At 40.0% G+C, this 17,022-nt stretch carries 20 protein-coding genes; 16 read left to right on the plus strand and 4 right to left on the minus strand.

The genetic code is table 11. The features are described 5' to 3' along the window. Positions 1-396, minus strand: a 396-nt coding sequence (locus IIB50_00355; protein MCH7529560.1) for a hypothetical protein, incomplete at its 3' end; no start/stop codon positions are given. A 313-nt stretch (positions 397-709) separates the two neighbouring features. Here IIB50_00355 and IIB50_00360 point away from each other — a divergent pair. The 9 genes from IIB50_00360 to IIB50_00400 all read left to right on the plus strand — a co-directional run bounded on the left by IIB50_00360 (position 710) and on the right by IIB50_00400 (position 9,732). Continuing rightward, positions 710-2,464 (plus strand): type II/IV secretion system protein, encoded by a 1,755-nt coding sequence (locus IIB50_00360; protein ID MCH7529561.1) that lies wholly within the window; start codon positions 710-712, stop codon positions 2,462-2,464. 13 nt (positions 2,465-2,477) lie between these two features. Continuing rightward, a complete protein-coding gene (locus IIB50_00365) occupies positions 2,478-3,701 on the plus strand; it encodes a type II secretion system F family protein (GenBank protein MCH7529562.1) in 1,224 nt (407 codons plus the stop codon). Continuing rightward, the gene (locus IIB50_00370) at positions 3,701-4,168 is read left to right on the plus strand and encodes a type II secretion system protein (GenBank protein MCH7529563.1); all 468 of its coding nucleotides are present in this window, start codon (positions 3,701-3,703) and stop codon (positions 4,166-4,168) included. The genes IIB50_00365 and IIB50_00370 overlap by 1 nt, the downstream gene beginning before the upstream one ends. A gap of 6 nt (positions 4,169-4,174) precedes the next feature. Then, complete coding sequence (locus tag IIB50_00375; protein ID MCH7529564.1) at positions 4,175-4,681, plus strand: prepilin-type N-terminal cleavage/methylation domain-containing protein; 507 nt, start codon at positions 4,175-4,177, stop codon at positions 4,679-4,681. Between the two features lie 2 nt (positions 4,682-4,683). Next, positions 4,684-5,202 (plus strand): type II secretion system protein, encoded by a 519-nt coding sequence (locus IIB50_00380; GenBank protein ID MCH7529565.1) that lies wholly within the window; start codon positions 4,684-4,686, stop codon positions 5,200-5,202. Positions 5,203-5,206: 4 nt separating this feature from the next. Continuing rightward, positions 5,207-7,036 (plus strand): hypothetical protein, encoded by a 1,830-nt coding sequence (locus tag IIB50_00385; GenBank protein MCH7529566.1) that lies wholly within the window; start codon positions 5,207-5,209, stop codon positions 7,034-7,036. A gap of 21 nt (positions 7,037-7,057) precedes the next feature. Continuing rightward, the gene (locus IIB50_00390) at positions 7,058-7,831 is read left to right on the plus strand and encodes a triose-phosphate isomerase (GenBank protein ID MCH7529567.1); all 774 of its coding nucleotides are present in this window, start codon (positions 7,058-7,060) and stop codon (positions 7,829-7,831) included. 2 nt (positions 7,832-7,833) lie between these two features. Further along, a complete protein-coding gene (locus tag IIB50_00395) occupies positions 7,834-8,961 on the plus strand; it encodes a phosphoglycerate kinase (GenBank protein ID MCH7529568.1) in 1,128 nt (375 codons plus the stop codon). A 96-nt stretch (positions 8,962-9,057) separates the two neighbouring features. Continuing rightward, complete coding sequence (locus IIB50_00400) at positions 9,058-9,732, plus strand: hypothetical protein (GenBank protein MCH7529569.1); 675 nt, start codon at positions 9,058-9,060, stop codon at positions 9,730-9,732. A 20-nt stretch (positions 9,733-9,752) separates the two neighbouring features. Here IIB50_00400 and IIB50_00405 read toward each other — a convergent pair whose 3' ends face one another. Next, positions 9,753-10,166 (minus strand): HIT family protein, encoded by a 414-nt coding sequence (locus tag IIB50_00405; protein MCH7529570.1) that lies wholly within the window; start codon positions 10,164-10,166, stop codon positions 9,753-9,755. A gap of 32 nt (positions 10,167-10,198) precedes the next feature. Between IIB50_00405 and recJ the strand changes: the two genes are divergently transcribed. The 5 genes from recJ (at position 10,199) to IIB50_00430 (ending at position 14,682) form a co-directional block, all read left to right on the plus strand. After that, complete coding sequence (gene recJ, locus IIB50_00410; protein MCH7529571.1) at positions 10,199-11,902, plus strand: single-stranded-DNA-specific exonuclease RecJ; 1,704 nt, start codon at positions 10,199-10,201, stop codon at positions 11,900-11,902. Between the two features lie 280 nt (positions 11,903-12,182). Then, the gene (locus tag IIB50_00415; GenBank protein ID MCH7529572.1) at positions 12,183-12,587 is read left to right on the plus strand and encodes a hypothetical protein; all 405 of its coding nucleotides are present in this window, start codon (positions 12,183-12,185) and stop codon (positions 12,585-12,587) included. Between the two features lie 62 nt (positions 12,588-12,649). Then, on the plus strand, positions 12,650-12,997 hold the full coding sequence (locus IIB50_00420; GenBank protein MCH7529573.1) for a ribonuclease HI family protein: 348 nt from the start codon (positions 12,650-12,652) through the stop codon (positions 12,995-12,997). Next, a complete protein-coding gene (locus IIB50_00425; GenBank protein ID MCH7529574.1) occupies positions 12,952-13,071 on the plus strand; it encodes a reverse transcriptase-like protein in 120 nt (39 codons plus the stop codon). Before IIB50_00420 ends, IIB50_00425 begins: the two co-directional genes overlap by 46 nt. 96 nt (positions 13,072-13,167) lie before the next feature. Further along, positions 13,168-14,682: a ComEC family competence protein gene (locus tag IIB50_00430; GenBank protein MCH7529575.1), complete on the plus strand. Its 1,515-nt coding sequence runs from the start codon at positions 13,168-13,170 to the stop codon at positions 14,680-14,682. On the opposite strand, the gene IIB50_00435 is transcribed toward IIB50_00430, so the two are convergent. Further along, the gene (locus tag IIB50_00435; protein MCH7529576.1) at positions 14,639-15,229 is read right to left on the minus strand and encodes a superoxide dismutase; all 591 of its coding nucleotides are present in this window, start codon (positions 15,227-15,229) and stop codon (positions 14,639-14,641) included. The two genes, IIB50_00430 and IIB50_00435, sit on opposite strands and share 44 nt — an antisense overlap. Positions 15,230-15,304: 75 nt before the next feature. On the opposite strand from IIB50_00435, the gene IIB50_00440 reads away from it, so the two are divergent. Then, positions 15,305-15,676, plus strand: a complete 372-nt coding sequence (locus tag IIB50_00440; GenBank protein ID MCH7529577.1) for a DUF805 domain-containing protein — start codon at positions 15,305-15,307, stop codon at positions 15,674-15,676. Positions 15,677-15,708: 32 nt separating this feature from the next. Then, positions 15,709-16,566 carry an MBL fold metallo-hydrolase gene (locus IIB50_00445; protein MCH7529578.1) on the plus strand — a complete coding sequence of 286 codons (858 nt, stop codon included), beginning with the start codon at positions 15,709-15,711 and terminating at the stop codon, positions 16,564-16,566. A gap of 68 nt (positions 16,567-16,634) precedes the next feature. Here the strand turns inward: IIB50_00445 and IIB50_00450 are convergent, their stop codons facing one another. Continuing rightward, positions 16,635-16,973, minus strand: coding sequence for a DUF3135 domain-containing protein (locus tag IIB50_00450; GenBank protein MCH7529579.1), 339 nt, complete (start codon positions 16,971-16,973; stop codon positions 16,635-16,637). Positions 16,974-17,022 lie beyond the last annotated feature (49 nt).

Genomic DNA, 17,022 nt, shown 5'->3' on the forward strand with positions numbered 1-17,022 from the left:
GGCATCCTCAATGAAAATATGTTTCTCAGGATCGCAACATACTCGCGTATCTTCTTCCTGGGTTTTTTCGCCCGTATCTTTTTCAGGTGTTTCTTCACTCTCTGTTTTCTTGGTAGCTTTTTTGATAGAGGAACTCTCTTCCGGAGATTTTTCCAGAGTAACTTCTTCTTCTATACGCACTTTACTCTCATCAACTACTTTCATTACCTGGAAAAATTCCACATCGCCAATATCATTATTAAATACCGCTCTGATTATCTGTCCTCTTTTTCCATACTCTCTCTTGTATGCGGTCGCAAGAGCAATCTCGATTGCTTCGAGCACTTTTGCGCGTGGGATACCACGCTCTTCTTCAAGCTGATCAAGTACTGAATGAATTACTTTTAAATCAAACATGATATATTTTTAATGAATGTAATGAATATAAAAACCATCACTCTGTTAGATGCGGTTTTGTCGCTCTCGCTTTGCGGGGTTTAACAGAGTCAGAAAAATATACTTGTCTTACTCGTTATTTTTCTAAAAAAATGTGCCCGCTTGATAGCGGACATTAACATCAGTGCAATTGAGTATACATTAAACACCCTTATTGTCAAATGTAGCACTTATGTTGAGAAAAACGCTAGAGATACGCTTTTGTTTTGTTATACTATGAGTAAGAAAGAAGAAAACAATGCGTGTTGCGCTTGTCTTATAATTTTTTTTTACTGTGCGTGTTCAAGAGAAACAATTAAAAGATTTTATTCTCAATTCCGGTCTTGTTTCCAAGAAACAATTTGAAAAAGCCAAGGAAGAGGCGGAAAAGAGCAAAAAAGATATTGACGAAGTGCTTGTTAGTAGTGGCGACATAAGTGAAAATGATTTACGCCGTATGCAAGCATACATTTTGGGTATTCCGTTTGTCAGCCTCAAAGACCAAAAGATTGATTTTGAAGTACTCTCAATGATTCCTGAGCCAATAGCACGGAACAATAACATAGTCGCATATAAGAAAACCAATGAAGGGCTTGAAGTGGCAATGCTTGATACAGTAAATATTGCCGCCATTGATTTTATAAAGAAAAAGGTGGGACTCAAAATCCTACCGCGACTCACTGACACTGAGTCAATAAAAGAAGTATTACTCCAATATCAAAAGACGCTCAAGGCTGAATTTGGCGATATAATTGAAAAAGAATCTGAATCTCTTGTTACACTTCCTGATGAGAAAAAAGGAAAAGAAGCTTCTGAAAGTGATTTAAAAAAACTTGCTGAAGATCTACCTGTCGTACGTGTTGTGGACGCTCTTATCAAGCATGCGATTATTCAAAATGCTTCAGATATTCATATTGAGCCAATGGAAAACGAAGTGTTGGTCAGGTATCGTATAGACGGAATACTTCATGATGCAATGACCTTGCCCAAAAACTCAGCTGCAAGCATCATTGCCCGTATTAAGGTGCTCTCTAATCTGAAACTTGATGAAAAGCGGCTTCCGCAGGATGGTCGTTTCAAAGTTGAGGTAAATAAGGAAAAAGTGTCGTTTCGAGTTTCAATTTTACCGACATACTTTGGCGAGAAGGCAGTAATGCGCTTGCTGAAAGAAAATGTATCGGGGTTTACACTTGAGGGATTAGGTTTTCATGGAGAAACTCTTGAGCGGATCCACAAGGCAACCAAACAAAGAACCGGTATGATTCTAACCACTGGCCCGACAGGATCTGGCAAAACCACAACGCTCTACACTACGCTCGACATTTTAAATACTCCCGGAGTTAATATCTCAACGATTGAAGATCCAATTGAGTATCAGATGCCAAGAATCAATCAAACACAAGTTCGGGCGGATATTGGCTTTAGTTTTGCTCAAGGATTGCGCTCTTTGGTCAGACAAGACCCGGACATCATAATGGTTGGGGAGATTCGTGATAATGAAACAGCGGCACTTGCCATTAATGCGGCACTCACTGGGCATTTGGTATTCTCAACACTCCACACCAACTCATCGTCCGGCGCAGTACCACGACTTCTTGACATGGACGCAGAGCCGTTTTTGCTCGTGTCAACTATAAATGTCATTATTGGACAAAGACTCGTTCGTCGTTTATGTGAACAAAAAGAAGAATACTTTCTTTCTGAATCGGAAATAAATCAGCTTAAAAAAACGGTTGATCTTGACAGAATTCTCGTTGAGCTTGAAAAGGAGAATGTTGTGAAAAAAGGAACATTGTGGAGTAAAATTCACTTTTATAAAGCAAAACCTTCAAGTGAGTGTGAAGACGGATACTCTGGGCGAGTGGGCATTCACGAAGTGCTTGAAATGACTTCCACCATCAAGGAGTTAATCATGAAGGGTGCTACTGCCGAAGACATAGAGAAACAAGCAAAGAGTGAAGGAATGCTCACCATGATAGAGGATGGTATTTTCAAAGCGGTACAAGGTGTCACTACAATTGAGGAAGTGCTCAGAGTAGTATCTGAATAGGGATTTTGAAATTATGCCAACATTTAAATACATTGCAAAGCGAAAAGATGGAGAGCAGTATGAAGACACAATCGAAGCGACGGATCGTTTTAGTGTATACAACGAAGTGCGCAAGGAAGGCAATACTATTATTTCAGTGACTGAAGCCAAGGGGAGCTCTATATTTAAAGCTAAACTCTCTAGTATCAATAATATCTTCAGCACTGTAAAAACCACAGAAAAGATTTCATTTGCTAAAAATCTCTCGGCAATGATAAAGGCCGGACTCGCTCTCTCTCGTGCTCTCGACGTGATAGAGCGGCAGACACACAATAAAACATTCCAAAAAGTCGTTACCGGACTCAATAACGATATTAAAAAAGGAAAGGCTTTACACCAAGCCATGGAAGCGCATCCTAAAGTGTTCTCAAAACTTTTTGTTTCGATGACAAAAGCGGGGGAAGAGAGTGGCGGGTTGGCTGAAGCGCTTCTCACTATTGCGTCTCAAGTTGAGCGTGCGTATACATTAAGACGGAAGGTTCGCAGTGCGCTCATCTACCCAACAATTATAATAATCGCAATGGTAGGCATTGGAATACTGATGCTTATCTATGTTGTACCTACCCTTGTCGAGACATTTGAAGAACTTGGAGCGGAACTGCCCAAAAGCACACAGGCGATTATATCGATTAGCAATTTTATTACGAACAATACTGTTATCTTTCTAATATTTCTTGTGGGCACTATAGTTGCAGTATGGTTTGGTATTAGAACCAAGCGAGGAAAACGAGCTCTTGATTATACAGTGCTACACATCCCCATTATTTCTGTCATAGTAAAAGAAGTAAATGCAGCGCGCACCTCACGCGCACTCTCATCTCTACTCTCCTCAGGTGTTGATGTAATCACAGCAATTTCCATTACGAGCGAAGTTGTTCAAAATTCATATTACAAGGCAGTACTCACCTCAGCAATAGCTAGGGTGCAAAAGGGAGACCCACTCTCCGACGTGTTTAAGGAAAACGAAAATATCTACCCGATATTGGTTGGTGAGATGATGGCTGTTGGGGAAGAGACGGGCCAACTCTCGGTCATGCTTGAGGACATTGCTGAGTTTTATGAAGGGGAGGTTTCGCAGAAGACTTCAGATCTTTCCACAGTTATTGAGCCATTTCTGATGATTTTTATCGGAATTGTAGTTGGATTTTTTGCTGTTTCAATGATTGCACCAATATATTCCATTTCAGAAAGCATATAATGAACTTTTCACAACAGAGAGGCTTTACACTTATAGAGATACTGGTAGTTATAACAATTCTTGTAACGCTTTCTGCTGTTTCCGTGACTGTCTTTTCTAAATTCAGCACATCACGAGCTCTCACCGGTTCTGTACAAACTGTTTTATCGATACTCGATGATGCTCGCACACTAACTCTTGCCTCGAAAGATGGTTACCAATATGGCGTGCACTTTGAAACTACAAAAGTAGTACTGTTTAAAGGAACGGTATACTCATCATCTGATTCGGACAATGATATTACAGTACTACAAACTACCGTTGAGATTTCAAATATTACACTTACCGGCAGCGGAAGTGATGTTGTTTTTAGTAGGCTGACTGGTAAAACAGCTCAAAATGGCACAGTGAGACTTTCCTTGGTGTCGGATTCAACCAGTTCAAGTACGATTAATATACAAACTACTGGAATTGCTGAGGTTAATTAAAATATAATGAAGTGTATTTACAAAACACATGCCCGAAATAGAAACCAAGGATTTGGAATGCTGGAAGTTTTGGTGGGAACCGCAATAGTATCTCTTGCGCTCATCGGTCTTGTAACCGCGTTTAATCTGTATTTGCAGGCCGGTTTTGCAAATACCCCTAAAGTAAAAGCGGTATATCTTCTCGAAGAAGGAATAGAAGCGGTTCGATTTCTGCGTGATAATGGTTGGACTTCTAATATAACAAGTCTCACAACCGGCGCCCAGTACTATCTAGAATTTACCGGTTCCACTTGGAAATCGACCACAACACCGGAGAGCATAGATGGTGTCTACCAACGCACATTTAGACTCGATGATGCGTATAGAAAGACTTCAAATAGCGACATAATAGCGAGCACCTCTCCAGATGTCAAAGCAATTGATCCGCAAGCGCGAGAGGTTATTGTTCGCGTTTCGTGGGGTGACGGAAATGTTATCGAAATGACCACTTACATTACCAATTTATTTGAGTAAGTATGAAGATTTTTAGGCACAGTACAAATAGGGGATTCACACTTATAGAGATGCTAGTGTACATATCAATTTTAGCGGTGATGACAGTTATCATTATTACAGTTACCCTTTCACAATCTCAAGCGTACGCAGATTTCAAAGTAACACGAAATGTATATACATCGGCATCCGCTTCACTTGAGCGGATGGTTCGCGAAATTAGAGCGGCAGATAGCATAATAATAGGAAGTAGCTCACTTGATTCACATCCCGGCATATTGACGCTTCAGAAAACCGGAACCTCTGGGACTGAAACGGTTCAATTTTATCTTGAGAGCAATACACTTAAAGTACAGGAGAACAGTTCTCCAGAAGGTGCGTTGACCAGAAAAGAAGTTTCGGTCACCAATCTTGTATTCAGACAAGTTATTGCTATGTCGTCGGAAGGTGTTCATATAGAAATGACTCTGAGTAGCATTCAAGGGAACAGCTCAAAGACAGAGCAGTTTAGTACTTTTGTAATTATGAGAAATTCATATTGATTGCATGAATACGTATACTACAGATTCAAATACGCATAACAAAGCTAATTTTCAATCTGGGCAGGCAGTGCTTATCGCTGTTTTATTTTTTTTGGCAAGTAGTCTTATTATTGTGAGTGGAATATCATCTCCAGTCTTGCGTGACATTGCATCGATCAATACGATGCTCAAATCAAAACAGAGCTATTTTCTCGCAGAAGGTGGTGTTGAAGAAGCGGTGTATAGGATAAAAAAAGGAATACAAATTGATCCACTTGAGACTATTGTATACGGAGGCGGGACATCGGTTACCATTATTGCCGACATTAGTAATGATGAAAAGAGAATTACCGCCACTGGAGACATACTTTCATTTCTACGAAATGCAGAAATTGAATTGTCCACCTCAGTTGGAATTGATTTCTTCTATGGATCACAAGCCGGTGATGGCGGTATCATTATGGAGGAAAACAGCAGAATTGAAGGAGTTGGGGGGCAGCCGGGCAATATTTACTCAAATGGACCGGTTGTGGGAGGCAACGGAGCAACTATCACAGGTGACGCAACGGTGGCAACTCTGGTAACAGAGAGTAATCAGGATCGCTCGCTCGTTTGCAATCAGGACAAGGTTGCAGGACAAGCCGACCCGACAATTGATTTTGCTCAAAGCTTTAATGCTTCAGATTCAAAACCAATCGCAAAGATAAGTCTCTACATAAAAAAAGTAGGATCACCGGCAAGTAGGAGTGTGCACATAGTCGCAGATAATTTCGGATCTCCATCGTCAGTATCACTATTCGAAGGAACGCTACTTTCAAGTTTGGTAGGCGACGAGTACTCATGGATAGATGTGACCTTTCCTACTCCTGCAATACTTACCAGCGGCACTACTTACTGGATTGTGCTTGATGCGAGGAAAGATCAAAACAGATATTGGGTATGGTGCTCTGACAGCAACAATGGATATGGTGACGGTGTTGGCAAGTACAGTGCCAACTGGACAGATGGCTCATGGACAAGCATTATCGGTGACCTCACCTTTAGAGTGTTTTTCGGTGAAGGAATAAACGCAATTGACAATGTTGATGTAACCGGAACTGCAAAAGCAAATACCATTTTAAATAGTACCATTGGAGGTGATGCATATTATCAGTCTCTTATCAATACAACGGTAAGCGGCACCTCTTATCCTGGGAGCCCTGATCCATCGCCGATTAATCTTCCGATATCGCAAGCCATTATTGACCAGTGGAAAAAAGACGCCGGCTGTGGAGAGCAACCACCTGTGTCGCCATGTCTTTACAGCGGAGACTATATTGTTACCGAAGATACAACACTCGGCCCGCTCACCATTACCGGTGATTTGGATATGACGAGTGTTAAAAAGACTCTCACCATAACTGGCGTTGTGTATGTGAAAGGTAATATTGATATAAGTAATGGGTCGTCGGTCCGTTGTGACACATCGTTTGGAGATAAAAGCTGTGTGGTTCTTACAGATAGTTGGGTTCATGTCAGCAACAACGGTGTGTTCCAAGGTTCAGGACAGACAGGAAGTCATATAATGTTCTTAAGCACACTTGCATGTGATGGTTCAAGTTTCTCGCCGCCGTGTGATGAATCACATCACAATGGAGCGATAGATTTACATAACAATGCCTCTGGCGCGATATTTTATGCGTCTGATGGTTTGGTTGTCCTTCATAATGGCGTAAGTGTAACTGAGGTTACCGGATACAAAATTCAACTTAAGCAAAATGCCGTTGTTACTTATGAAGAGGGCCTTATCAACTCATCATTCTCATCTGGTCCGGGCGGTTCATGGAATATCAGCAGTTGGAAAGAGGTTGAGTAATTTTGTGCTACAATTCATTTTATGAAAAAGCGTAATGTGTTGATTGTGGCAAATTGGAAAATGAACCCACAAACGCTCTCTAAAGCTGAGAAGCTATTCTCTGATATACAAAAAACGGCAAGCAGACTGCAGAATGTACAAACGGTTATATGCCCACCCATTGCTTTTTTGGGGGAACTTTTGCATTTATATTCGGGACAGAAGATACTATTTGGCGTGCAGGATGTGTTTTGGCAGGACGAAGGTTCGTATACCGGTTATATCGGCTCTGCCATGATAAAGAATATGGGTGCAGAGTATGTAATCCTCGGACATTCTGAACGCAGAAAATTGGGGGAAGATAACGAAACAATAAACAAAAAAGTTCTCTCAGCGCTTACTGAGAAATTAAAAATCGTTCTTTGTGTTGGGGAAAAAGAGAGGGATGTACACGGAGAATATCTAACATTTCTAAGAGAAGAATTACAAAGCGCCTTTGAGAATGTTCCTATACAGATGCTCAAAAATATAGTAATAGCATACGAGCCTATTTGGACAATCGGAAGGGAGGCAGACGACGCGATGGATCCGCAAGAGGTACACGAGATGGTAATTTTTATACGAAAAACACTTGCTGAAATATACGACGCAAATACCGCTCAGCGTGTACCGGTGCTCTATGGTGGTTCTGTTGAACCTTCAAATGCATCGGTGCTTCTCGAAAGGGGTGAAATAAATGGCTTTTTAATCGGGCATGCAAGTCTTGTACCGCAAGATTTCAATGAAATTCTATCTATTGCAAGTAAAAGAAACTGATTGTGGAGCTACCAGACGTACGAAATGTAAAAGATCTTAAAGGGAAAAAAGTACTTCTTCGCACTGATTTAAATGTACTCATTTCAGATGGAAAAGTGGGAGATGATTTTCGTCTCACAAAAGCTCTTGAGACGATAACATTTTTACAAAAGGCGGGAGCAAAAATAATTCTCATATCTCACATCGGCAAAGAAGAAGATGCGCAGTCACTCAAACCAGTATACGAATGGTTCAAAAAACACATAACCCTTTTGTTTGTCGGAGCGGTAACGGGTGCTTTTGTAGAGAAAGCGGTAAAAAATTTGAAAGATGGAGACATTATTATGCTTGAAAACGTACGAACAGAGCAAGGTGAATGCATAAACGATATTTCTTTTTCAAAAAAGCTTGCGTCTGTGGCCGATATATATGTTAATGACGCGTTTTCAGCATCACATCGAAAACATGCTTCAATAGTTGGGCTTCCTCAATTTTTACCGAGTTATATAGGAGTGTTGTTCCAAAAGGAATTAAGCGAACTATCTCGTACTTTTAAGCCCGAAAGCCCATCACTTCTTATTTTGGGCGGTGCAAAAATTAAAACAAAACTCCCACTGATAAAGAAATTTCTAAACATATATGATAACGTGTTCGTCGGAGGTGTGCTTGCAAACGCTTTTTTTAAAGCTCGTGGATGGAACACTGGACTTTCAGAGACTGGAGAAGCAGATATGGGAGCAGCGGAGTTGCTCAGTAATGAGAAACTGGTACTTCCTGTTGATGTTGTTGTAAAAGAGGGCGATAATTCTGCTATAAAAAGTCCCAATTCAATAAATGACATGGAAAAAATAGTTGATGCAGGTCCGAAAACAATAGAGCAAATAAAAGACATAGTAGAGAGTGCGCGATTCATAACGTGGAACGGACCTCTTGGTGAATATGAGTATGGTTTTTCTGAACAAACCCGCGAGCTTGCAAAAGTTATTGCACATTCCAATGCTCAGACCATAGTCGGTGGAGGAGACACCATTGCCGCGATTGCAAAACTTAATCTTGGAGATAAATTTTCATTCGTTTCCACTGCTGGTGGAGCAATGCTCGTCTTTTTACTTGAGGGCACACTGGTGGGTATCGATGCTTTGAAAAAATAGTAAAAGAAAATAGACACTAAATGGACTATATTACTATACATAATTATTTCTAAATTATATACTGTATAAAAGAAGTTATAAGTATAATAAAAACTTATGAAAAAAATATTTTTATCTCTACTAATTATTTCTTTCGTATTTACTGGAACTGTGTCAGCGAATTCGATAACTCTGCCTGAGCCGGGTATATTGCCGGGACACCCATTTTACTTTTTGAAAATCTTATCAGAGGGTGTTGGTACGCTGTTTGCACTAGGTATTGCCGCGAAAGCGGATAGGTTCCTCTATTTGTCAGAGAAACGATTGGCGGAAGCCCTCGAACTTGCAGAAAGCAATATGCCAGAAGATGCCGAGAAAGCAATAAAGCGGTACCAAAAAAATATTGAAAAAGCTGAAGCAAAAGCACGAGAAGCAAGGGAAAGAGGGTTAAGTGCAGACGAAGTGTTTGAGAAGGTAAGCACTGCAATGCTACAGCATCAAGAAGTGCTTGCTATTGTGTATAAAAAAGTGCCGGATGAGGCACGCGAAGCTGTTACAAGAGCAATAAACGCCAGTATTGTAGGTCATGAAGAAGCACTCAAGGCAATTTCAGGAGAAAATGAAGATGAAGTGCGCACTCGTATAGAAGAAGAGAGAGTGGAGAAAGAGCAAACGTTTATTCAGCTGAGAAGAGAAGGAATACCTATTCCAAAGACTCCTACGAGATGGGAGGTTGAGTTTTCAATCAAAGAAGAAAACAATCGCAATCAGAGAGAAAATTTTAGACGATAAAAAACCGCACAACTTCCGCACTAGTGCGGAAGTTGTGCTTTAATTTGTTTCAAAATTTCTTTTTCTTCTCCCTCTTTGTATGGCTCACCTCTCCAGAGCTTGAGTCCATCGTTGTCATATCGGGGGATGATGTGCATGTGCGTATGGAATACTACCTGACCGGAAACAGATCCATTGTTCATATGAATATTAATTCCTTGGGCACCCATTACTTTTTCTATAACTGACGAGAGTAGCTTTGCTGTGGTAATGATGTTGCACATCACGCGTTCCGGTGTGTCATGAATATTCTGGTAATGTTCTTTGGGTACCACGAGTGTGTGTCCTTTTGTTGTGGGTAGAATATCAAGAAACGCAAACACATGCTCATTCTCATACATCCTGTCAGCCGGAATGTCTCCGGCAATTATTTTGCAAAATAAACACTCATTCATATCACAGTATATTGTATGATAAAATGATGAAAATGAAAAAGTATTCCATCAAAGAACCGATTCCGACCAAAGTCAAAGATAGTTTAAGCGCATATCCCAAACTTATGCAGGAGCTTTTGTTTCGACGTGGTATTAAAACTTCAGAGGATGCAGATGAATTTTTAAATCCCGATTACGAAAAACATATTCACGATCCATTCTTAATAAAAGACATGGACATAGCAGTCAAGAGAATTCTATCTGCAATCAGAGACAATGAAAAAATAGTCATCTACAGTGACTATGATTGTGATGGCATTCCTGGGGGTGTTATTCTACACGATTTTTTCAAAAAAATAGAACATAAACATGTCAGTAATTATATTCCCCACAGGCATGATGAAGGATATAGTCTCAATATCAATGCGATAAAAATGTTCTCGAAAGAAAATGTAAAGCTCATAATTACAGTTGATTGTGGGATTACTGATGTAAAAGAAGTTGAGGAAGCAAACAGCCTTGGGATAGATGTCATTATTACAGATCACCATCTTCCCACCAAGAAACTTCCCAAAGCCCACGCAATTTTAAATTCAAAACAGGAAGATGATAATTATCCCTATGATATGCTCTGTGGGGCAGGGGTAGCGTTTAAGTTGGTGCAGGGGCTTATTGCAAAGGGTGATTTTGGTATCACTCCCGGATGGGAGAAATGGCTTCTTGATATGGCGGGGCTTTCAACCATTGCTGACATTGTACCTCTAACGGGAGAAAATAGGGTGATTGCGTATTATGGTCTTAAAGTGTTTCGCAAATCTCCTCGTCCTGGTGTGCAGGAGTTGTGTCGAAAGGCAAAAATACGTTTACATAACATTACCGAAGACGATATAGGTTTTATGGTTGCTCCACGCATCAATGCAGCATCACGCATGGGCAAACCTATGGAGGCATTTTATCTTTTATCAACCGATGACCGGGAAGTTGCGATGAATTTAAGTGAATATCTAAATAAACTAAATGACGAACGAAAAGGAATAGTCGCTTCAATAGTAAAAGAAATACGGAAGAGAATTTCAAAAAGAGCCGATATAAAAAAAGTTATTGTTATTGGGGATTTAAAATGGAAGCCTGCGTTGCTTGGGCTTGTTGCGCATATACTTATGGAGGAATATGGGAGACCCATATGCATTTGGGGGAAAGAAAGCGATGAAATAATCAAAGGCTCATGTCGTTCTACAGGGGATGTAAATCTTGTAGACATGATGGCTCATCAAAGCGATTTCTTTTTGGATTATGGCGGGCATCCGTTTTCCAGTGGTTTTTCAGTCTCACGAAAAAATGCTCACAAACTTGAAGAAGTGCTTATAGCTTCGTATCTTGAAACAAAAATAGATACAACTCAGACAAATGAACTTATGATTGATAAGCAAATGTCTCTTGAGGATGTGTCGTGGCAGACGTACAGTATCATTGAAAAACTGGCACCGTTTGGATTAGGCAATCCAAAACCGATTTTCCTGTTTAAAAATATTTATATTGAAAATACAAAGCAATTTGGAAAAGAAAAAAATCATATGCAAATTGACTTTTTAAAAGACAATGGAAAGAAAGTTTCGGCTATAGGTTTTTTTACTAAACCAGAGCAGTTTAAGAAGGATATATCTGAAGGAAAAACAATAGATCTCGTTGCCACAATGGAGAAATCAATGTTTAGAAATTTTCCCGAATTGCGCTTGCGAATTGTAGATATACTATAGGTTGCATACGATAGACAATGAAGTAAAGAAGCAGTGGAGTAAAAAGGCAAATGGTGTATTTCGTAGGCATATTTCATACATAATGCTCTCATGCTCTGTATGCTTCCAATACTTTGTATGCCTCGATACATTCTCATATTCTTGAGAATATGAGAATGTATCATTAAATTAAACAAGGCAAGGTGTTGGGATATTTGCTGAGAGTTGACAGACAACAGCTTTAATTTTAGTATCTGCTCAGCTAAAGTTATTTCATTCAATCAAATATTGGAGGTTTAAGATGGAAAGATTATTTTATTTCTACTCTCTCGCCCTTGTCGTGGTGGTAATGTGCGGAATGTTTTTCATTGAGATCGGGATGGGTGTAAAACTAGAGGGGTACAAAATAGTAACGGTAACTACAATCGTGACGGTGTTTATAGCCATCGTTGTGACCGTTATCTCACACGCGCTTACATTTGACTCCTCAAATCACGATGGTGACTCATCTTTTCTAAAAATGATACTTTTCATGCCCATAGCTCCAATTACCATATACTTTTCTTTTTCCACGTACTTTGTTGGTGGCCACCCTCATCATGGAATCAGTATTGCGCTATTTGGAGTTGTAGTGCTTATTATTCTTGGTCGTATTAATAAAAAATGGCCCTTCCTATTAAACAAACGAATCAAATCGTTGGTTTAAGAAATTATCTTCAAGCCCCAACCGAAAAAGGTGGGGCTTTATTTTTATGTTACTATTTTGAAATGAAGAGTATAACTATTTTTACAGACGGTGGAGCAAGAGGCAATCCTGGTCCGGCTGGTGCTGGTGCTCTGATAATTGGTGAAAATAACAAAGTTCTCAAGAAGGTTTCAAAGTTTCTCGGAGAGAGGACAAACAACTGGGCGGAGTATGAAGCGGTTATTCTAGGATTACAGGAGCTCAAAAAATTAATCCCTGAAAAAGAGCGAAAAAATACCTCAGTTGAAATTAAACTCGACAGCGAACTTATTGTCAGGCAACTCTCTGGCTTGTATCAAATAAAAGAAACAACACTTTTCCCGCAATACATTGCTGTGCACAATATGCGCGTCAAGGATTCCCAAACATAACATTTACACATGTGCCGCGAGAAAAAAATACAGATGCAGACCGACTTGCAAACGAAGCTATGGATGGTGCTTAATTCTGATACTTTTAAAATACGCGTCGACTAGATTGAAATAAGGCCGCGTACCGATGAAATCGGTACGCGGCATATTCTTTTGTTACAATGTAGTTAATGAAAAGACCTCAGCAGAGTGTGGTTTACATATTTGTTGGAGGGTTTACAGGGGGAGTGTTGTTCCACTCGTTTTTTAATTTAGGATTTTCGTTTTCTTTATTTATACTACTTCTCGCATCCTCTCTTTTTGTATTTTTTCAATATTTCGGAAAGACCAGAAAAAAAAGTACAGTACTACTTATCCCACTTCTTTTATTTGGTGTGAGTCTGGGACTTTTGCGTTTCGATGTTGCGGATTTGAAGCAGGGGAGTGTATTTCTAACAGGTCTTGTCGGGGAAAGGATAGTTGGAGAGGGTATTGTTGTTGATGAGCCGGATGAGCGAGAAAATCATACAAAACTTACGGTCACCCTTGATTCAGTTTTTGATGAAGAGGTAAAAAGTAAAATACTCATCACAGCAGACTCGTACCAGAAATTTTTGTATGGAGACAGAATAAGTATAGAAGGCATTCTGTTAACACCGAAAAAGTTTAAGAGTGACAGAGGTGGCGTATTTGATTATCCAGCATTTCTTTCAAAAGACGGTATTTTCTATCTTATGTTTTATCCAGAAGTTACCCTCATCTCAAGTGGCGGTGGCAATTCTGTAAAGAGAACACTTTTTTCGTTCAAGTTTGCATTTCTGGAAAGAATCGGGAGAGTTATACCCGAACCACAAGCGTCACTTCTCGGTGGACTCGTTGTCGGAGCAAAGCAGTCTTTGGGGGAGGAACTTCAGGATGATTTTAGGAAAACGGGCATCATACATATAGTCGTGCTCTCCGGATACAATGTAACGATTGTCGCCGAAGCGATTATGCGCTTCTTTTCATTTCTTCCGTATGCGTTGAGTCTTTCTCTCGGTGCATTTATTATAGTGCTTTTTGCAATCATGACTGGCGCCTCGGCGACCATTGTACGCGCGAGCATCATGGCGCTTTTGGTACTCCTCGCACGCGCGACGGGAAGAGCGTATACAATGACCTACGCGCTCTTTATAGCTGGCTTCTTCATGATTCTTCACAATCCGAAAATTCTGGTTTTTGATTCATCATTTCAGCTATCATTTATGGCAACACTCGGGCTTATTTATCTCGCGCCAAAATTGGAGGAATATTTCAAACTGGTTCCAACAAAATGGCAGTTGCGGGAGTTTGCAACCGCAACCATTGCGACACAATTATTTGTATTACCCATCCTTCTATATAAGATGGGGGAGTTGTCATTGGTGGCAGTACCGGTCAATATGCTTGTGCTGATTTTTGTGCCGATTACAATGCTTTTTGGATTTTTAACAGGGATGTTTGGATTTCTCAGCACATTTCTATCACTTCCTTTTGCATACATTTCAAACGCGCTTCTCTCGTACGAGTTGTGGATTGTTGATATATTTGCATCGCTTCCATTTGCATCAGTTCAGATAGACACTTTTCCTCTCTGGGCAGTAATCCTACTATACGCGATGTATGGTCTTTTAATTTTTTATTTTATGAAACGTCGGCAAATCTCTTTTCCACAACTTCCCAATTGAGGTTTGAAAAGAATGCATCAATGTACTTCTTTTTTTCAGCGGGGGTATAGTCAACCATAAATGCGTGTTCCCACATATCCATTGCTAAAATGACAGGAAGTCCAGCGAGTTGTCCCAACTCGTGGTCGCCGACCCACGCCGTGTGTGGAGTTTTTCCTTTCGGATCCCAGCAGAGAACTGTCCAGCCGATGCCTCGGGTGTTGCCGATTGTTTTGAAATGGTCTAAAAAGCTATCCCAGCTTCCATACTTTTCTGATACCACTTGCCCAAGTGATGAATCCTGATTTTCTGTTGCAGAGCCTTTTTCCCATTGTTCAAAGTAGTACTCATGCATGCGCATGCCATCAAATTCAAATGAGAAACGTCTGCGTAATTCCGCAATAATATATCCATTCTTTTCCTTATCTGACCCAAGTTCGTGAATTTTTTGGCGCAGTAGATTAACGTGCTTTACATATCCACTATAGAGTCCCAAATGTACCTCTAGTTGTTTTGCTGAGATGCCTTTAAGTTCAGGAATATTAAATATTTGTTCTTTATACTGCATAGGTATATAGCTAAAAAGTAATTTATTGTATTGTAACATACGATATCCTTTCTAAAATATGATAAAATTACAACTATGAATTATTACATCACGGTTTTAAAAAAATACGCAGTCTTTAGTGGACGTGCACAACGGGCAGAATATTGGTATTTTTTCTTGTTCCATTTTATTTTTAGTATTGTACTTGGTATTGTCAGCGCTGCAATTGGCGACAATATCAATATTATTATTGGACTCCTATATAGCTTAGCAGTATTTATTCCTGGACTTGCGGTCATGGTACGGAGACTCCATGATACTAATTATAGCGGATGGTGGTTGCTTGCGTTGCTAGTCCCATTGATCGGTATACTCGGTATATTTGTTCTACTTTTTTTCTTGGTGCGCGACAGTCAACCAGGATTAAATCGGTATGGCGCAAATCCAAAAGAAGTTGCGACCAGTTAAAGATTGTCTAGAGTATTAACACACCTTTCTAAATGAATTCTGTCAGGAGTAATCTCAATAGCTATCTTTTTGTAGGGTTATTTTTGGTAAATGTTTTTATTTGGCAGGCAGTTTTTGCTGGAGAGCGAAATGGAATACTTACCGTAGCGTTTCTCGACGTAGGGCAGGGGGATGCGATATTTATAGAAGCACCAAACGGTAATCAGGTGCTCATTGATGGCGGTGCAAATAAAAGTGTACTGCGGCAGCTGAGCAACGTAATGCCGTTTTACGATCGCTCGATTGACATTGTTCTAGCCACACATCCGGACAAAGACCATATCGGAGGACTTGTAAGTGTACTTGAGCGATACAAGGTTGAGAAAATACTTGAATCGGGAGTGAAAAGTAATACGGGAGTATATCAGTCACTGCAAAATATAATTCTTGAGCGTGAAGTCTCTCGCATTTTGGCACGAAGAGGAATGACAATAGTGCTTGATGATGGAATATTTTTAAATATTTTGTTTCCAGACCGAGACGTGTCTGGTATTGAGAGTAATGACGCGTCAATTATTGCACAGTTGGTGTATGGAGAAACAGAGTTTCTTTTTACCGGAGACGCACCGCAGAAGATTGAAAGATACTTGGCATCAATTTACGGAAAGGCGCTTCAAAGCGATGTGCTCAAGGTAAGCCATCATGGTTCAAAGACATCTTCGTCGCAGCAATTTATCGGTTTCGTGTCTCCTGACTACGCAGTAATTTCAGCCGGGCGAGACAATCGCTACGGACATCCACACAAGGAAGTACTTGAAACATTTGAACAATTTGAAATAAAAATCCTCTCCACTTACGAAGAGGGGACAATACTATTTGAATCCGACGGCGAGAGTATTTTTGTACGGTAGAATGTAAAGCGATTTCGCTAAAACAAAAACCCCACATTAAATGTGGGGCTGAGAAGAAATAAGTCCTACTACTTTTTTTGTGGGAACGTTAGTATTTTTGCCCCAGAGCCTCTCTCATATAGAATATGCTGCAATGCGTTTAGTTCCTTCACTTTGTCAAATAGCATTCGGGCCACTACTTGGCAACGGGAGATAGGGTCTTTGTGTCGTTTCAATCTAGCGTCTATTGTCCTCTGCAGTTGTATGAGCATATCTTGATTGCACGGGGCAGCATTATTTATAGCTTTTTTCAATTTTTCCTTCATTTGTCGTTCGAATTCTTTAGGATATTCACGATAGAATTTATCTAGCCTATCATGCTCTTTTTCTGCGGCTTTTCTGTTGTCAATATTAATAATTTTACTCACTTTACATCTCCACGGGCAGTATATGGTATCTATTTATCTGAAATGATTT

Source organism: Patescibacteria group bacterium (assembly GCA_022560785.1).
Taxonomy (GTDB): domain Bacteria; phylum Patescibacteriota; class Minisyncoccia; order Phycocordibacterales; family JADFSL01; genus JADFSL01.

Bases quoted from the DNA above. Each gene is read 5' to 3' on its own strand.
- IIB50_00365 (MCH7529562.1), top strand. From the start codon at position 2,478: ATGCCAACATTTAAATACATTGCAAAGCGAAAAGATGGAGAGCAGTAT.
- IIB50_00370 (MCH7529563.1), top strand. From the start codon at position 3,701: ATGAACTTTTCACAACAGAGAGGCTTTACACTTATAGAGATACTGGTA.
- IIB50_00375 (MCH7529564.1), top strand. From the start codon at position 4,175: ATGAAGTGTATTTACAAAACACATGCCCGAAATAGAAACCAAGGATTT.
- IIB50_00380 (MCH7529565.1), top strand. From the start codon at position 4,684: ATGAAGATTTTTAGGCACAGTACAAATAGGGGATTCACACTTATAGAG.
- IIB50_00385 (MCH7529566.1), top strand. From the start codon at position 5,207: ATGAATACGTATACTACAGATTCAAATACGCATAACAAAGCTAATTTT.
- IIB50_00390 (MCH7529567.1), top strand. From the start codon at position 7,058: ATGAAAAAGCGTAATGTGTTGATTGTGGCAAATTGGAAAATGAACCCA.
- IIB50_00400 (MCH7529569.1), top strand. From the start codon at position 9,058: ATGAAAAAAATATTTTTATCTCTACTAATTATTTCTTTCGTATTTACT.
- IIB50_00405 (MCH7529570.1), bottom strand. From the start codon at position 10,166: ATGAATGAGTGTTTATTTTGCAAAATAATTGCCGGAGACATTCCGGCT.
- recJ (MCH7529571.1), top strand. From the start codon at position 10,199: ATGAAAAAGTATTCCATCAAAGAACCGATTCCGACCAAAGTCAAAGAT.
- IIB50_00415 (MCH7529572.1), top strand. From the start codon at position 12,183: ATGGAAAGATTATTTTATTTCTACTCTCTCGCCCTTGTCGTGGTGGTA.
- IIB50_00420 (MCH7529573.1), top strand. From the start codon at position 12,650: ATGAAGAGTATAACTATTTTTACAGACGGTGGAGCAAGAGGCAATCCT.
- IIB50_00430 (MCH7529575.1), top strand. From the start codon at position 13,168: ATGAAAAGACCTCAGCAGAGTGTGGTTTACATATTTGTTGGAGGGTTT.
- IIB50_00435 (MCH7529576.1), bottom strand. From the start codon at position 15,229: ATGCAGTATAAAGAACAAATATTTAATATTCCTGAACTTAAAGGCATC.
- IIB50_00440 (MCH7529577.1), top strand. From the start codon at position 15,305: ATGAATTATTACATCACGGTTTTAAAAAAATACGCAGTCTTTAGTGGA.
- IIB50_00445 (MCH7529578.1), top strand. From the start codon at position 15,709: ATGAATTCTGTCAGGAGTAATCTCAATAGCTATCTTTTTGTAGGGTTA.